At 70.3% G+C, this 14,625-nt stretch carries 10 protein-coding genes and 1 pseudogene; 2 read left to right on the top strand and 9 right to left on the bottom strand.

Annotated features, from left to right (window positions below; translation table 11 throughout):
- Positions 1-78 precede the first annotated feature (78 nt).
- From ACIGXX_RS34005 to ACIGXX_RS33985, 5 genes are read right to left on the bottom strand one after another with little or no spacing between them, the layout of a single operon-like run.
- The gene (locus ACIGXX_RS34005; RefSeq protein WP_351157650.1) at positions 79-1,362 is read right to left on the bottom strand and encodes an FAD-binding protein; all 1,284 of its coding nucleotides are present in this window, start codon (positions 1,360-1,362) and stop codon (positions 79-81) included.
- 58 nt (positions 1,363-1,420) lie between these two features.
- Positions 1,421-2,452, bottom strand: coding sequence for a LacI family DNA-binding transcriptional regulator (locus tag ACIGXX_RS34000; protein WP_399981499.1), 1,032 nt, complete (start codon positions 2,450-2,452; stop codon positions 1,421-1,423).
- The gene (locus ACIGXX_RS33995; protein ID WP_361472275.1) at positions 2,449-3,354 is read right to left on the bottom strand and encodes a carbohydrate ABC transporter permease; all 906 of its coding nucleotides are present in this window, start codon (positions 3,352-3,354) and stop codon (positions 2,449-2,451) included. Before ACIGXX_RS33995 ends, ACIGXX_RS34000 begins: the two co-directional genes overlap by 4 nt.
- Positions 3,351-4,295, bottom strand: coding sequence for a sugar ABC transporter permease (locus ACIGXX_RS33990; RefSeq protein ID WP_361472278.1), 945 nt, complete (start codon positions 4,293-4,295; stop codon positions 3,351-3,353). Before ACIGXX_RS33990 ends, ACIGXX_RS33995 begins: the two co-directional genes overlap by 4 nt.
- Positions 4,292-5,611: an ABC transporter substrate-binding protein gene (locus ACIGXX_RS33985; protein ID WP_399981494.1), complete on the bottom strand. Its 1,320-nt coding sequence runs from the start codon at positions 5,609-5,611 to the stop codon at positions 4,292-4,294. The genes ACIGXX_RS33990 and ACIGXX_RS33985 overlap by 4 nt, the downstream gene beginning before the upstream one ends.
- A gap of 200 nt (positions 5,612-5,811) precedes the next feature.
- On the opposite strand from ACIGXX_RS33985, the gene ACIGXX_RS33980 reads away from it, so the two are divergent.
- Positions 5,812-7,833 carry a beta-galactosidase gene (locus ACIGXX_RS33980; protein WP_399981491.1) on the top strand — a complete coding sequence of 674 codons (2,022 nt, stop codon included), beginning with the start codon at positions 5,812-5,814 and terminating at the stop codon, positions 7,831-7,833.
- Between the two features lie 286 nt (positions 7,834-8,119).
- On the top strand, positions 8,120-9,598 hold the full coding sequence (locus ACIGXX_RS33975) for a glycosyl hydrolase 53 family protein (protein ID WP_399981488.1): 1,479 nt from the start codon (positions 8,120-8,122) through the stop codon (positions 9,596-9,598).
- 19 nt (positions 9,599-9,617) lie between these two features.
- Here ACIGXX_RS33975 and ACIGXX_RS33970 read toward each other — a convergent pair whose 3' ends face one another.
- From ACIGXX_RS33970 to ACIGXX_RS33955, 4 genes and pseudogenes are all read right to left on the bottom strand, one after another.
- On the bottom strand, positions 9,618-10,814 hold the full coding sequence (locus ACIGXX_RS33970) for a pyridoxal phosphate-dependent aminotransferase (protein ID WP_399981483.1): 1,197 nt from the start codon (positions 10,812-10,814) through the stop codon (positions 9,618-9,620).
- Positions 10,815-11,134: 320 nt separating this feature from the next.
- Positions 11,135-11,632, bottom strand: a complete 498-nt coding sequence (locus tag ACIGXX_RS33965; protein WP_351157636.1) for a peptidylprolyl isomerase — start codon at positions 11,630-11,632, stop codon at positions 11,135-11,137.
- A gap of 95 nt (positions 11,633-11,727) precedes the next feature.
- Positions 11,728-12,882 (bottom strand): right-handed parallel beta-helix repeat-containing protein, encoded by a 1,155-nt coding sequence (locus ACIGXX_RS33960; protein ID WP_399981478.1) that lies wholly within the window; start codon positions 12,880-12,882, stop codon positions 11,728-11,730.
- 161 nt (positions 12,883-13,043) lie between these two features.
- Positions 13,044-14,425: pseudogene (locus ACIGXX_RS33955) on the bottom strand (carbohydrate binding domain-containing protein).
- Positions 14,426-14,625: the final 200 nt, after the last annotated feature.

The following is a 14,625-nucleotide window of genomic DNA, read 5'->3' as shown; positions in this document are numbered from 1 at the left end:
AACTCCGAGGATGGCCCGGAGTGGCCGTGAGCCGCCGTAGAGCTGCCGTGGCCTGCCGTGGGCCGTCATGGAGCCGGGTCACCGGAGAAAGGGACGCACGAAAGAGTGCACGAAGGCATTGCGGAACTTCCCTCGCGGGTCGAGGCGTTGGGCCAGGGTCGCGAAATCGGCCGCGTGCGGATAGCGGGCGCCCAGCTCGGCGGGGTCGGCGGCGAACACCTTGCCCCAGTGCGGCCGGGGAGCGAACGGCGCCAGACACTCCTCGACGAGCGCGACCACCGGGAGCACGGCCGCCGCATCCGGCACCCACGTGAAGTGGAACGCCACGGTGTCCCGGCCGTGGGCGGGGCTCAGCCACTGGATGTCGGCGGCGACGGTGCGCACCTCGCACACCTGGAGCACGGGCGCCACCTCGCCCCTGAGGGCGTCCAGAGCGTGCAGCGCGGCCAGGGCGTGCTCGCGCGGCAGCAGATACTCCGACTGGAGCTCCGCCCCGCTGCTCGGCGTGAACTCGGCCCGGAAATGCGGCAGTCGCTCGTGCCACGGCCCCGGAACGCCCAGCTGCTCGGTGCAGTTGACGGCGGGCATGCCCGGCACCGGGTGCCGGGCCTCGCCCACGGGTACCGCCCAGGGGAAGCCGACGGCGGCATCGCCGCGCTGCTTGAGCCACACCTGGTCGAAGCGCGGCCCGCGCCAGTCGGTGAACAGGCTCACGCTGTACGCCGCCGACGAGACCGCTTCGAAGTCGACGTCCACCAGGGCGAGTTCGCCGAAGACGTGCTGGCTCACCGCGTAGTCCGGCTCCAGGTCGAGGGTCAGGGCCAGGACCACCCCGAGCGCGCCGAGCGAGACCACCGCGCCGTCGAACCCGTCGTCGCCACGGCTCAGTACGCACGTCTCCCCGTCGGCGGTCACCAGCTCCACCGCGCGCACGGCCTCCGCGAGGGACTGATTGGCGTTGCCCGAACCGTGCGTCCCGGTGGCGACCGATCCGGCCACCGAGATGTGGGGCAGCGAGGCCATGTTGGGCAGCGCGAGCCCGTACGAGGCGACGTGCCGCGCGAGCTCGGCGTACCGCACCCCGCCCGACACACGCACCGTGCGCGCCGTGGTGTCCACGTCGATGGACGGCTCCAGGGCGGCGAGCGAGAGCAGGGCGGTGTCCGTGCCGTCGCCGTCCACGTCGGCGATCCGGTTGAAGGAGTGGCCGCTGCCCAGCACCCGGACCTGGCGGCTGCCCGCGACCAGGGCCCGCAGGGCGGCCTCGGAGGTGGGCCGGTGCAGCTCACGGGCCGAGAAGGTGATGTTCCCGGCCCAGTTGGTCACGGCACCGTCCCGGCCGGTGGCCAAGGCGTCAGTCATGTTCGGGTCCCTCCCTCGCGGCTGCGGGAAGGCACCCCGGCAGCCTCGTCCTCGTACGTCAGGCCGATCCGCGGATCACGAGCTCCGTCGGCAAGATCACGGCGGCCGGGTCCTCGCCGCCTATCTGGGCCAGCAGCACCCGCACCATCTCGGCGCTGATGCGGTCCCACGGCTGGCGGACCGTCGTCAGCTCGGGGCGGGCGGTCAGGGCGGCGGGCGAGTCGTCGAAGCCGCCGACCGCGATGTCCTGCGGGACGCGGCGGTCCGCGCGGTGCAGGGCGGTGAGGACGCCCTGCGCCATGAGGTCCGACGCGACGAACACGGCGTCCAGGTCGGGCGCCCGCTCCAGGAGCCGGGTGGCGGCGGCCTCGCCGCCCGCCCGGCTGTAGTCGCCGGACACGATGAGCCGCTCGTCGGCCGCGATGCCCTCCTCGGCGAGGATCTCCCGGTAGCCCGCGAGCCGGTCCACGCCGCCGGGGGTGTCCAGCGGCCCGCTCACCGTGCCGATGCGCCGCCGCCCCAGGGAGAGGAGATGGCGCACCATGTCGCGGGCGCCGTCCCGGTCGTCCGCGGCGACATAGCTCACCTTCGAGGCCTGCCCGATAGGCTTCCCGCACGCCACCAGCGGGACCCCGGCCTCCCGCAGCTCGTCCGCGACGGGGTCGCCGGAGTGGCTGGAGACCAGGAGCACCCCGTCGACGTGGCCCGCGGTGATGTAGCGCGTGATGCGGCGCCGCTCGTCCGGGGTGCCGGCCAGCATCAGGAGCAGCGGGATGTCGTGCGCGGCGAGCGCCTGTGTGCAACCCCGCAGCAGCACATTGAAGTTGGGGTCCTCGAAGAAGCGCTCCTGCGGTTCGGTCAGCAGGAAGCCCACCGAGTCGGAACGGCCGGTGATCAATGAGCGGGCGTGCCGGTTGACGACGTAACCGGTCTTGCGGATGGCCGCGTTGACGGCCTCCTGGGCGGACGGGCTCACGTAGTGGCCGCCGTTGAGGACGCGGGACACGGTGCCGCGCGAGACGCCGGCCTCGCGGGCCACGTCATGGATCGTCGGCGGCCTGCGCCTGCCCCCCGTTGCGTGCATGGTCACGACTTTACGGCTCCGGACAGCAGGTCGAGGCTCCAGAAGCGCTGGATGACCAAGAAGAGGGCGATGAGCGGTACGACGGCCAGCAGGGCGCCGGTGATCACGAGGGTATAGAGCGCGGGGGTGTTGGAGCCCTGTTCCAGGAGCGTGAACAGGCCGAGCGTGATGGGGAACTTCTCGTCGTCGCTGAGCATGATGTAGGGGAGCAGGAAGTTGTTCCACACCGCCACGAACTGGAAGAGGAACACCGTCACCAGGCCGGGCACCATCATCGGCAGCGCGATCCGCGTGAAGATCCGCCACTCGCTCGCGCCGTCCATCCGCCCCGCCTCGACGACATCGCCGGGCACGGCCGAAGCGGCGTAGATCCGGGCGAGGTAGACGCCGTAGGGGGAGAGGATCAGCGGCATCAGGACCGAGGCGTAGGAATCGGTGAGGTCGGCCTTCGCGAGCAGGAGGTACTGCGGGACGGCCAGGATCACCGGGGGCATCAGGACGCCCGCCATGAGGACGTTGAAGACGGTCTCGCGGCCGCGGAAGCGGTAGATCGCGAGGGCGTAGCCGCTGATGGCGGAGACGGCCGTGGACAGGAGTGCGCCGAGCCCCGCGTAGAGCGCGGAGTTGCCCATCCACTGCCAGTAGATGCCCTCGCGGTAGGCGGACAGGTCCGTGACGTTGTCGGTGAAGCCGCTGCCGGGCCAGAACGTGAAGGTGGAGAACAGCTCGCTGCCCGACTTGGTGGAGGCGATCACCACCCAGAGCACGGGCAGCAGGCAGTACAGGGCGCCGAGCAGCAGCACGGCGGTGGGCAGGACGGCGATCCGGCGGGGTGCGGGCGGGCCCTGCGCGGTGCCGGGGGTGGTGCCCGCGGCGGGCGCGGCCTTGCGGACGGCGAGCGAACTCATCGGGCCGCCTCCTTCTTCGTACGGGAGTTCGCGGCGCGCAGGAACCCGAAGGACAGGACGAGCGTGGCGACCGCGATGATGACGGCGGTGGCGGCGGCCGAGTTGATGTCGCCCTTGCCGAAGGCGTCCTGGTACACCTTCATCAGCGGACTCCAGGTGGTGGAGACGGAGTTGGTGAGCGGCTTGAGAGTGGTGGGCTCGCTGAACACCTGGAGCGTCGCGATGATCGAGAAGAAGAAGGTGAGCACCAGCGAGGGCGCCACCATCGGGATCTTGATGCGCAGCGCGATCTGCAGCTGTGAGCAGCCGTCCAGCTTCGCCGCCTCGTGGACCTCGGCCGGGATGGCCCGCAGCGAGGTGTAGATGACGATCATGTTGAAGCCGGTGCCGCCCCAGACCGCGATGTTGGAGAGCGCCAGATAGAGCGGGCCGCCGTCCAGGAGATCGGGTTGAGGCAGGCCCAGCTTGTCGAGGACGTAGAAGAAGGGGCTGACGTCCTGGAGGTAGAGGAAGCCCCACAGGAGCGCGGCGATGACCCCGGGCACGGCGTACGGCAGGAAGATCGCGAGGCGCGTGAAGGGCGTGAGGCGTACGCGCTCGGTGTCCAGGAGCAGGGCGAAGAGCAGGGCCAGGCCGAGCATCACGGGGATGACGATGGCGCCGTACCCGAGCACGCGCAGCGTTCCGTGCAGGAGTTCGGAGTCGGTCAGCGCGTCGGTGTAGTTGCCGATCCCGGCCCACACCTCGCGCCGGGCGTCCTTGCCCAGGCCCAGGCCCTTCACCTCGACCTTGTGCAGGCTGAGCCAGAGGGCGTAGCCGATGGGCAGCGCGAAGAAGAGCGCGAAGAGCAGGGTGGCGGGGAGCAGGAACGCGTACGGGGCGCTCTTGACCCCGTACTTGTCCCCGTACGACGTCCTGCGGCGGGGGCGTGCGGAGGTCACGGCGCGACTCCGAAGCCCTGCTTCTTCAGGTCGGCCACGGTGGTGTCCTGCATGGTGTCCAGGGCGTCGCCGAAGCCGGACCTGCTCTTGGCGGCCGAGCCGAAGGCGTCCTTGAACGAGGTGTACGCGACGTTCACGTTCGGGCCCCAGGCGCCGGGAGCCGCGGTCTTGGCGATCTCGGCGGCCTGCGGGTAGAAGTCCTTCTGTCCTGCGAAGAAGGCCGGGGGCTCGGTGAAGGCGCCGCTGGTCTGGGCGGCGGTGGCGGCAGGGTAGATGCCGCCTTCCTTCGCGAGCGCGTCCAGGGCCTTCGGGTCGGTGTTCAGCCAGGCGGCGAACTTGGCGGCGGCCGTCTTGTGGCCGCTGTCGGTGGTGACGGCGGTCGAGGAGCCGCCCCAGCTGCCGGTGGTGTTGTCGCCCTTGGACCACTGCGGCAGCGGCGCCATGGCCCACTTGCCCTTGGTGTCGGGCGCGGCGGTGGTGAGGGTGCCGGGTGCCCAGACGGCGCTGACCCAGGCGATCTGCTTGCCGGTGTTCAGGGCCTTGTTCCAGGCGGGGGTGTACATCGGCTGGTTGTCGATGGCGCCCTCCTTGACGAGGCCGCCCCAGAAGTCGGCGACCTTACGCGTGGGCGCGTCGTCGATGCCGACCTTCCACTTCTCGCCCCGGGTGGTCCACCACTTGGCGCCGGCCTGCTGGGCGAGGCCCGCGAAGAGCCCGGAGTCGTTGGCGGAGAACGTGGTGAGGTCCTTGCCGGGGGCCTTCTTCTTGAGCGCGCGGGCGGTCCCGGCGAACTCGTCCCAGGTGGTGGGGACCTTGAGGTCGTACTTCTTGAACAGGTCGGCGCGGTAGTAGAACATCATCGGCCCCGAGTCCTGCGGCACGGCGTACACCGCGTCCGAGCCGAGCGTCGTCTGCTGCCAGACGCCCTCGGGGAACTCGCCCTTCACCTCGCCCACTTCACCGGATATGTCGGCGAGCGCGTCATTGCTGACCAGGGTCGGAAGCGCTTGATACTCGGCCTGGACCAGGTCGGGGGCCTTCTTGGCCTTGTGGGCGGTGAGGATCTTGGTGACGAGGGTGTCGCCGGACGCCTGCTTCTTGACCGTGACCTGGATCTGTTCCTTCTTGCCCGGGCCCTCGTTCCACAGATCGACGACGTTGTCCATGCCGGGCGTCCAGGCCCAGTACGTCAGGGAGGCGGGGCCCGACTCCTGCCCGCTCCCGTCGTCCGACGAGCCGCAGGCGGTGAGGGCCGCGGCGCCGAGGGTCAGGGCGAGCGAAGTGGCGTAGAAGCGGCGGTGCTTCGTGAACGGCATGGATGGTCTCCCCTTACCGGGTGGCTGTGCCTGCTGCGACGAGCGGCCTGCCACGCATCTGTGAGCGTTCACAGTAGAGAAACATCCAGGACACTTGTCAATGGTTGTTGCTGTGCGGTTATGTTGAACTCAGAACCGCGAAAGTGTGTGTGCACGTTCCCAATTGATGACCCAACTGATCGATGACTCGGGAGAGATCCATGCCGGAGACCACCCCCACGGGCCTGCCCGGGCTCGCCTTCGGTGGGGACTACAACCCCGAGCAGTGGCCGGAATCCGTCTGGCGCGAGGACATGGCCCTGATGCGCGAGGCCGGCGTCACGATGGTGAGCGTCGGGATCTTCTCCTGGGCCCTGCTCGAACCGTCGCCCGGTGCCTACGACTTCGGCTGGCTCGACCGGGTGCTCGACCTCCTGCACGAGAACGGCATCCGCGCCGACCTGGGCACCCCGACGGTGGCGCCGCCCGCCTGGTTCTACCGCGCGCACCCCGAAGCGCTGCCGGTCACCGCCGAGGGCGTGCGCCACGAATTCGGCTCACGCGGCGCCATCTGCCACAGCAACGCCGCCTACCGCGAGGCGTCCGCAGCCATCACCGAGCAGCTCGCCCGCCGGTACGCCGAGCACCCGGCGCTCGCCATGTGGCACGTCCACAACGAGTACGGCGTGCCGGTCTCCGCCTGCTACTGCGCCTCCTGTGCCACGCACTTCCGGAGCTGGCTCCGGACCACGTACGGGAGCGTGGAGGCGGTCAACGAGGCCTGGGGCACGGCCTTCTGGGGGCAGCGCTACGGTTCCTTCGAGGAGATCGAACCGCCGCGCGCCACCCCCACGGTCGGCAACCCCGCCCAGGCCTTGGACTACCGCCGGTTCGCCGACGCCACCCTGCGCGAGAACTTCGTGCGCGAACGCGACATCCTGCACCGCCTGGCTCCCGGCGCCCCCGTCACCACCAACTTCATGACCGCGCTCAGCCAGTGTGACTCCCTGGACTACTGGGCCTGGGGCCGCGAGGTCGACCTCGTCACCAACGACCACTACCTGATCACCGACGGCCGCCGCACCCACGTCAACCTCGCCATGGCCGCCGACCTCACCCGCTCCGTCGCGGGCGGCGCCCCCTGGCTGCTCCTGGAACACTCCACGTCCGGCGTCAACTGGCAGCCCCGCAACCCCGCGAAGGCGCCGGGACAGATGGCCCGCAACTCCCTGGCCCACGTGGCGCGCGGCTCCGAGGGCGCGATGTTCTTCCAGTGGCGCCAGTCGCGGCGCGGCGCGGAGAAGTTCCACTCGGCGATGCTGCCGCACTCCGGAACGGACTCCCGCGTCTGGCGCGAGGTCGTCGAACTGGGCCGGTCCGTCGGCGAGCTGGCGCCCCTGAAGGGTACGCGGACCGTCGCCGACGTGGCGATGCTGTGGGACTGGCACTCCTGGTGGGCGCAGTCCCTGCAGTGGCGGCCCAGCGAGGACCACGACGCGCGCGAGCGTGCCGACACGTTCTACGAGGCCCTGTACGACCGCCACCTCACCGTCGACTTCGCCCACCCCGAGGCCGACCTGTCGGCCTATCCCCTGGTGGTGGTGCCCGCGCTGTACCTGGCGACGGAGGCCGCCGCGCTCAACCTCAAGGGGTACGTGGCGCAGGGCGGCACCCTCCTCGTCTCCTACTTCTCCGGCATCGTCGACGAGCACGACGCCGTGCACCCCGGGCCCTGCCCCGGCGCCCTGCGCGACGTGCTCGGCCTGACCGTCGAGGAGTTCTCGCCGCTGCTCGACGGCGATTCGGTGCGCATCACAGGACCCGGCGGCGCCGCACTCACCGGGGACGTGTGGACGGAGTTCGTCGTGCCGCGCGGCGCCGAGACGGTGTGGACGTACGCGGACGGCCTGACCGCCGGGCACCCCGCCGTCACCCGCAACCGACTGGGCGAGGGCACCGCCTGGTACGTCTCCACGCGCCTGACCGCCCGCGACCTCGACACCCTGCTCGCGGACGCCTGCGCCGACGCGGGCGTCACCGAGCGGCCCGAACTCCCGCGTGACGTCGAGGTGGTGACCCGGCACGGCGACACCGGCACCTACGTCTTCGCCGTCAACCACACCGCGTCCGACGCCAAGGTGCCGCTCGACGCCCACGGCACCGAGCTCCTCACCGGCGAGCGCGCGGCCGGTCGCCTCGCGGTGCCCGCGGGCGCCGTACGGGTCGTCCGCCTCGACGGCTGACGCCCCCCAGACGCCGGGCGGGTCCGTGGGGGACCCCACCCGGCCCGGTGGCGCCGCGCCGGGACCTTCGCGCGCGGCGCCACCACCCCCCTGCCCCCACCCCAAGTACCGCGAAGTCGAAGGGACATCGACGATGTACGGAAACGGAACGACACCCGGTTCAAGCGGGGCGCGCGGCTCAGCCGGGGCACCTGACTCGACCGGGGCGCTTGGCCCAACCGGGGCACGCGGCGCACGCGCCACCCGCAGAGCCGTCCTGGCCGCCGCGCTCGGTGGCGCCGCCGTCATGGCGCTGCCCGCCCGGTCCGCGAGCGCCGCGGCCACCCTCACCAACGGCGGCTTCGAGAGCGGCACCACCGGCTGGAGCACCTACGGCACCTCCGCCGCCTCCTTCGCCGAGGCGGGCGGCCGCACCGGCGGCCGGCGCCTGGCGCACTGGTCGGCCTCGGCGTACAAGGTCGAGACGTACCAATACCTCACCGGCCTCGCCAACGGCAGGTACACGCTCACCGCCTGGGTCCGCTCCAGCGGCGGGCAGAACGCGGCCTACCTGGCCCTCAAGAGCGGCTCCGCCGAACAGCGCACCGACCTGCCGCCCACCCCGAACGGCGCGTGGATCCGCCTGGTCACCTCCGTCACGGTCACCGGCAACGCGTGCACCGTGCGCCTGTACTCCGACGCGAACGCGGGGAACTGGGCGAACTTCGACGACATCACCCTCACCCCGGGATCGACCGGCCTGCCCATCAAGGGCGCCGACATCTCCTCGCTCAAGAAGAGCGAGGACTTCGGCGGCGTCTACCGCACCGCCTCCGGTGCCACGGCCGACGCGCTCGCCGTGCTCAGGTCCGCCGGGATGAACTACGCCCGCCTGCGCGTGTGGGTCGACCCGGCCGACGGCTACTGCGACAAGGCCCGCGTCCTTGCCGTCGCCAAGCGCGTCAAGGCACGGGGCATGAAGCTCCTCGTCGACTTCCACTACTCCGACACCTGGACCGACCCGGGCGCCCAGACCATCCCGTCGGCCTGGGCGGGACACTCCTACGCCCAGTTGAAGACCGACGTCCACGACCACACCTACGACGTCCTCAGCGCCCTCAAGGCGCAGGGCACCACCGCCGACATGGTGCAGATCGGCAACGAGCTGAACGGAGGCATGCTCTGGCCCACCGGCTCGACCTCCAACTGGGCGCAGCTCGCCGGTCTGTTGACGGCGGGAGCCGCGGCTGCCAAGGCCGTCTCGTCGAGCACGCAGGTCGCCCTCCACCTCGCCAACGGCGGCGACAACGCCCTCTACCGCGACTGGTTCGACAACGCGGTCTCCCGAAAGGTGCCCTTCGACGTCATCGGCCTGTCCTTCTACGGCTACTGGCACGGCGCCCTCTCCGACCTGCAGGCCAATCTCGACGACCTGGCGGCGCGCTACGCCAAGCCGCTCTACGTCGCCGAGACGGCCTACCCCTTCCGCCTGGGCAGCGACGACGACTGGGAGGACGTCATCGACAAGGCCGGGGAACTCGTCGGCGGCTACCCCGCGACCGAGGCGGGCCAAGCGGCGTGGTTCCGCGACATCCAGAGCGTCGTCGAGGCGGTCCCGTCCGGCCGCGGCCTGGGCGTCTTCTGGTGGGACGCCGCCTGGACCGCAGTGGACGGCAACGGCTGGGACCCGACGGACCCCTCGACGGGCAACGCCTGGGAGAACCAGGCGCTCTTCGACTACGACGGCGTGCCCACCGAGGCGATGAGCGGCTTCACGCACCGGTGACCCGGGTCACGCCGGTGACTCAGGCCCGCATCACAAGACGGTCCACCGCGGAGTTCCCCGTGCCGTAGGGGACCGGCAGGAGTCCGGCGTCCCCGGTCGCGTACAGCACCTGCTGAAGGCCGCTCACCAGGTGCTCCACGTCGACCGGCGGACGCACGACCAGGCGCAGGAAGCGGCTGGAGCTGCCGATCTTGTTGCCGCACTCGCGGACGAGGATGCCGTGCTCCGTGAGCAGCCGGTCCCGCAGGACCACGCCGTCGATGCCGTCGGGCAGCCGTACGTAAACGAAGTTGCCCTGCGAGGGATAGCTGGTGAGGCCGGGGAGCCGGCCGAGGTGCCAGATCATCTCCTGCCGGTCTCGGCGCACCTGGCGCAGGCTCAGGTCGTAGGCGGCGCGGTGCTGCTTCAGCATGAACACCACTGTTTCCGCGAAGGAGTTGAGGTTCCACTTGGGCAGCGCGGCGCGCACCCTTCCGGCCAGGCCCGGATTGGCGACGAGGTAGCCGAAGCGCACGCCGTGCAGCCCGAAGTTCTTGCCGAGGCTGCGCAGCACGATGACATTGGGGCGCAGGACCGCCTCGTCGGCCACGCTCAACTCCGGTCCGGCATCGGCGAATTCCAGGAAGGACTCGTCGACGACGACCAGGTCGAGATCCTGTAGCGCGTCGATCAGCGCGAGCACGGAGCGGCGCGGCAGCAGACCGCCGTCCGGGTTGTTGGGATTGCAGATGACGGCGGTGCGGGAGCCGCGGGCGCGTACGAAGTCGAGGTAGGCCGCCGGATCGAGCACGAAGCCGTCGGCCTCCGGGAGCAGGAACATGTCCACCCGCTTGCCGGTCTCCATCGACTGGTCGGTCCACCGCCCGAACGTCGGCACGGGCACGGCCAGGGCGTCGCGCACCAGCAAGTGGTCGATCCAGGTGATGAGTTCGGTCGAGCCGTTGCCCATCACCACCGTCTGCGGGTTGAGCCCGAGCACGGCGCTGAGCTCGGCCGCGATGGTGTCCGCGCCGCTCGGGTAGTACGTGAGGATGTCCCGCAGCCGTCCGCTCAGCTCCTCGTACATCTCGGGGGTGGGGAAGTACGGATTGCACGGGATGCAGAAGTCGACGAGCGGCCGTCCGCTGTCCGCCGCCGCCCTGTTCAGCGCGGAGTACGAGGGACTGTGCGCGGTCGACGCGCGGAAGAGAGCGGTGACGTTGCCCGCGTCTGCCATGGGTGCACTCCGGATGGGGGAGGGGTGTCTCCCGTACATACGGACGCGGATGAGGGTGCGCTCAACCGGTGGTGCGGGAGGTGCGGGTGATCTGCGCAACAGCCTCAGTCCCCCGGCTGGACCCGGTTGGTACCGGTCGGCAGTGGACTGGTACCCGTCCACTTCCCGGAATCCAGACCCGCAGGGGGAGCCGCCCCGCGCGAGCTCGCCGCCGGGATGAAGTGGTGCAGGGTGGGATAAATCGAACCACGCTAGATCGGACCAGGCATGGGTGAGCCCCCGCCCAGTGCGGCGGGGGCTCGTGCCAGCTACGCCAGGTACTAGAGGGTGCCGGAGGCGGCGATGGCGACCTCGGCCTTGGTGGCGCCGGACTGCGAGCCGAAGCTCTCGATCTTCTTGACGAGGGCCAGGCTCTCCTCGTCCGCGACCTCACCGAACACGACGTGCTTGCCGTCGAGCCAGGTCGTGGCGATCGTGGTGATGAAGAACTGCGAGCCGTTCGAGTTCGGGCCGGCGTTGGCCATCGACAGCTGGCCGGGCTTGGTGTGCTTGAGCTGGAAGTTCTCGTCGGGGAACTTCGCGCCGTAGATGCTCTTGCCGCCCGTGCCGTTGCCGGCGGTGAAGTCGCCGCCCTGGAGCATGAAGTCCGGGATCACGCGGTGGAACTTCGAACCGGCGTAACCGAAGCCCTGCTCGCCGGTGGCGAGCGCGCGGAAGTTCTCCACGGTCTTCGGCACGACGTCGTCGAAGAGGTTGAACGTGATGCGGCCTTCGGGCTTGCCGTCGATGGTGATGTCGAAATAAGCCTTGATTGTCATGGTCCTCATCCTGTCATTGCCCTGTCCCCACCCGCCAACCGAACCCCCCAAAGAGCCTGCTACGACCCTTTTGACCAGGCATGATGCCTCGGCATTCAGTCCATGGCCGAGCCGATGGCGGTGCTTCCCGTCGTCAAGAACGCCGTCGAGGGCAGCGCTCCGCCCGTCCGGCGGGCCCCGTAGGCCGTGGTGGCGTCCGTGGAGCGGAAGGCGGGGGTCGCCACACCACTGTCCCAGTTGTTGGCTGCCGAGACCGTGCCGGAGCCTCGTTCGGCCAGGCCGGTGCCGTTGGCGACGGCGAGATTGCGGGCCAGGCGGGCCGTGCCGGTGGCGAAGTAGAAGCCGCTCTCCTTGTTGGCGTACGCGGTGTTGCGGTTGAGGTTGATCGCGCCGGGGTTGGAGTTCTCCGTGAAGCCGTGCAGCGTGTTGTCCCAGGCCGCGTTGTTGTTCACCAGGTGCGCGGCGCTCGCGCCGCCGCCGCCCAGCTTGAAGCCGTTGCCGTTGCCCTCCCAGGCGGAGTCGTTCCAGCGGTTCTTGCCGTTGCCGAAGGCCCAGGAGTGCTCGACGGTGACGGGGGAGGCGTACTGCCACAGGTCCATGCCGTCGTCGGCGTTGTTGAACAGACGCGCCCCGGTGATCTTGTTGCCCGCGCCCGAGCCGAACTTCACGGCCAGGCCGTCGGCGTTCTGGCCGTGCGTGGCGGCGTCGTAGTTGCCGTGGCTGTCGAGGTTCTGCACCAGGTTGCCGCTCGTGCCGTCGCCGCGCAGCGTGAACCCCGAGTCGCCGTTGTCGGCGGTGACCAGGTTCTTGAAGACCCCGCCGACGGACGAGGTGACGACGACGCCCTGGGCGGGGGAGTTCCGGAACGTGAGATTCTGCACGGTCCAGTGGTCGCCGTAGATCCCGGCGAGCCAGGAGCCCTCGGCTAGCTTCGAACCGTCGATCTTCACCTTCTCGGTGCCGTACGCGGCAAGCGTGATGCGTGCGGACGCGCTGCCGTCCGCGGTCGACTTCAAGGTCTTGGCCGGGTAGTACGTGCCGCCGCGCACCTGGATCGTGGTGCCTGCCGAAGCGCCGGCCACCGCGGACTCCAGCGCCGCGGAGGTGGACACGACCACGGTGCCGCTCGCGGCGTCGGCGTCGCCCGGAGCCAGGCCCAGGTAGGCGCCGCCCGCGCCCGCCGCCACGGCGACGGCGGCGGCGAGGGTGATCGTGCGGGTCCTGCGGTGGCGTCCGGTGCCGCTGCTCACAGCAGTGGTTCCTTTCCTCGGGAATGTGGTGCGGCTGCCGCCCGGGAACCCCATGACCTCCGGGCAGCAGCCGCACCCCCTTGTCCCCGCCGCGCGCCGGAAAGGTTGCCGCGCGGAAGGATCTTCTTCAGACGGCCTCCCGGTGCCGTCTCCCGATGCCGTCAGTCAGTCTTGATCCTCATGAAGGTGATCGAGTTCGCCGGGAAGGTGTACGAGAAGGAGTCGGACACCCCCTTGAACGTCGAGGCCACCGGCCTGACCGGCGTCGCCTCCTTCGTGTTCTCCGCGGCCGGGTCGGCGGCGAGCGTGGTCACCTTCGCGGTCCGCCCCACCTTCGTGCCCGAGCCGAGACCCACCTCGGTGCGCGCAGCGGACCCCTGCGCGTTGACGACCTTGACGATGAGGTCACCGCTGGCCTTGTCGCGGGTGACGACCTGGCGGAACGGCTCCGCGGGCTTGTCGTCGGTGAAGGAACCCCACTTCTTGCCGTCGAGGAAGAGCGTCACCTGGCGCCCGCGCACCTCCACGCGCAGGTCGTAGCTGCGGCCCGTCTCGATGGTCGTCGTGTCCTGGACCATGGTCTGCTTCGCGCCGTCGACGGTCTTCTCGACCGCCGACTGGGTGTTGTTCCAGCCGCCGAGGTTCCACCAGTAGTGGTTGCCGGTGTCCTTGACCCCGAAGGCGACCATGAAGCCCTCCTTGCCCGCCTTCTTGGTGGCCCGCACGTTCAGGTCGTAGTTCTGCCAGCCCTTGTCGCCCGCCGTGACCAGGGTGTTCTCGGCGGCCTCGTCGGACTGGACGTACGCGCCGTCCCGCACCGCCCACGTGCCCTTGTCCGAGGCCTTGCTCCACCGGCCGTCACCGCCGGAGAAGTCGTCGGACAGGAGGGTCCGGCCGTCCTCGCCGGTGACCTTCACGTCGTCGTACGCGGCGCTGGTCGCCCAGGTGGACAGGCCGACGGCGCCGGTGATGGGCCCGGACGTGGCGGGGGTGCCTTGTACTTCGCCCAGCCGCCGCGCGCGGTGACGCGGCGGGCCGGGGCGAGCTCGCCGGAGGCGTCGCGCAGGGCGAGCGTCAGCGGCGCGTGCTCGCCGGCGCCGGTGCGGGCCCACACCGAGAAGTCGTAGCGCTTGCCCTTGGTGACCGCGAGGCCGGTGTTGTAGCCGGAGTTGGTGACCGATGAACCGCCGCCCAGGGAGAGGTAGGTGCGGTTGCGGGCGTTCAGGCGGCCGTCGTCGTTCACCACCTCGGCGGAGCCGGACGTGTCCCACGAGGTCAGCGGCTTGTAGGAGGCGTTGTCGGCGGTGGAGTACTCGAACGAGCGGTTCTGCACGAGCTCGGCGTACAGGCCGCCGTCCGCCGCGCGGTTGATGTCCTCGTAGAAGACGCCGTACATGGAGTCGTCGATCTTCGCGCCGGTGCGGGTCGGGTCGACGTCGATGGTGTAGTCGGTGGGTTCGGCCGCGGCGGTGGGTCCCGCGGCGAGCGTTCCGGCGAGCAGGGCTCCCAGGGTGAGCCCGAGTCTCCAGCGTCTGCGTGCCATGCGTAAACCCCAGTCTGTGTGCGGTATTTCGAACGCTGATCAGGTGGTCGAACGGCAACTTAGGTAGCGGGGAGCGGCGCGTCAACGCATTGCGCAGGAAGTGGCCGAGGTGCGTCCCGGGGTTCGTGATCTCGAACAACTTCCGGGAAATTCCTGGGACTTCACCCCCGGCTCTGTTCGAACCGTTGACGCGCCCCGCG

Source organism: Streptomyces sp. NPDC055243 (assembly GCF_044544025.1).
GTDB lineage: Bacteria > Actinomycetota > Actinomycetes > Streptomycetales > Streptomycetaceae > Streptomyces.
This window is presented reverse-complemented; position numbering and strand designations above follow the sequence as displayed.

What these genes read in the sequence shown, in the direction of transcription:
- ACIGXX_RS33975 (WP_399981488.1), top strand. Translation starts at nt 8,120, where the DNA reads ATGGCGCTGCCCGCCCGGTCCGCGAGCGCCGCGGCCACCCTCACCAAC.
- ACIGXX_RS33970 (WP_399981483.1), bottom strand. Translation starts at nt 10,814, where the DNA reads ATGGCAGACGCGGGCAACGTCACCGCTCTCTTCCGCGCGTCGACCGCG.
- ACIGXX_RS33980 (WP_399981491.1), top strand. Translation starts at nt 5,812, where the DNA reads ATGCCGGAGACCACCCCCACGGGCCTGCCCGGGCTCGCCTTCGGTGGG.
- ACIGXX_RS33965 (WP_351157636.1), bottom strand. Translation starts at nt 11,632, where the DNA reads ATGACAATCAAGGCTTATTTCGACATCACCATCGACGGCAAGCCCGAA.
- ACIGXX_RS33995 (WP_361472275.1), bottom strand. Translation starts at nt 3,354, where the DNA reads ATGAGTTCGCTCGCCGTCCGCAAGGCCGCGCCCGCCGCGGGCACCACC.
- ACIGXX_RS34005 (WP_351157650.1), bottom strand. Translation starts at nt 1,362, where the DNA reads ATGACTGACGCCTTGGCCACCGGCCGGGACGGTGCCGTGACCAACTGG.
- ACIGXX_RS33985 (WP_399981494.1), bottom strand. Translation starts at nt 5,611, where the DNA reads ATGCCGTTCACGAAGCACCGCCGCTTCTACGCCACTTCGCTCGCCCTG.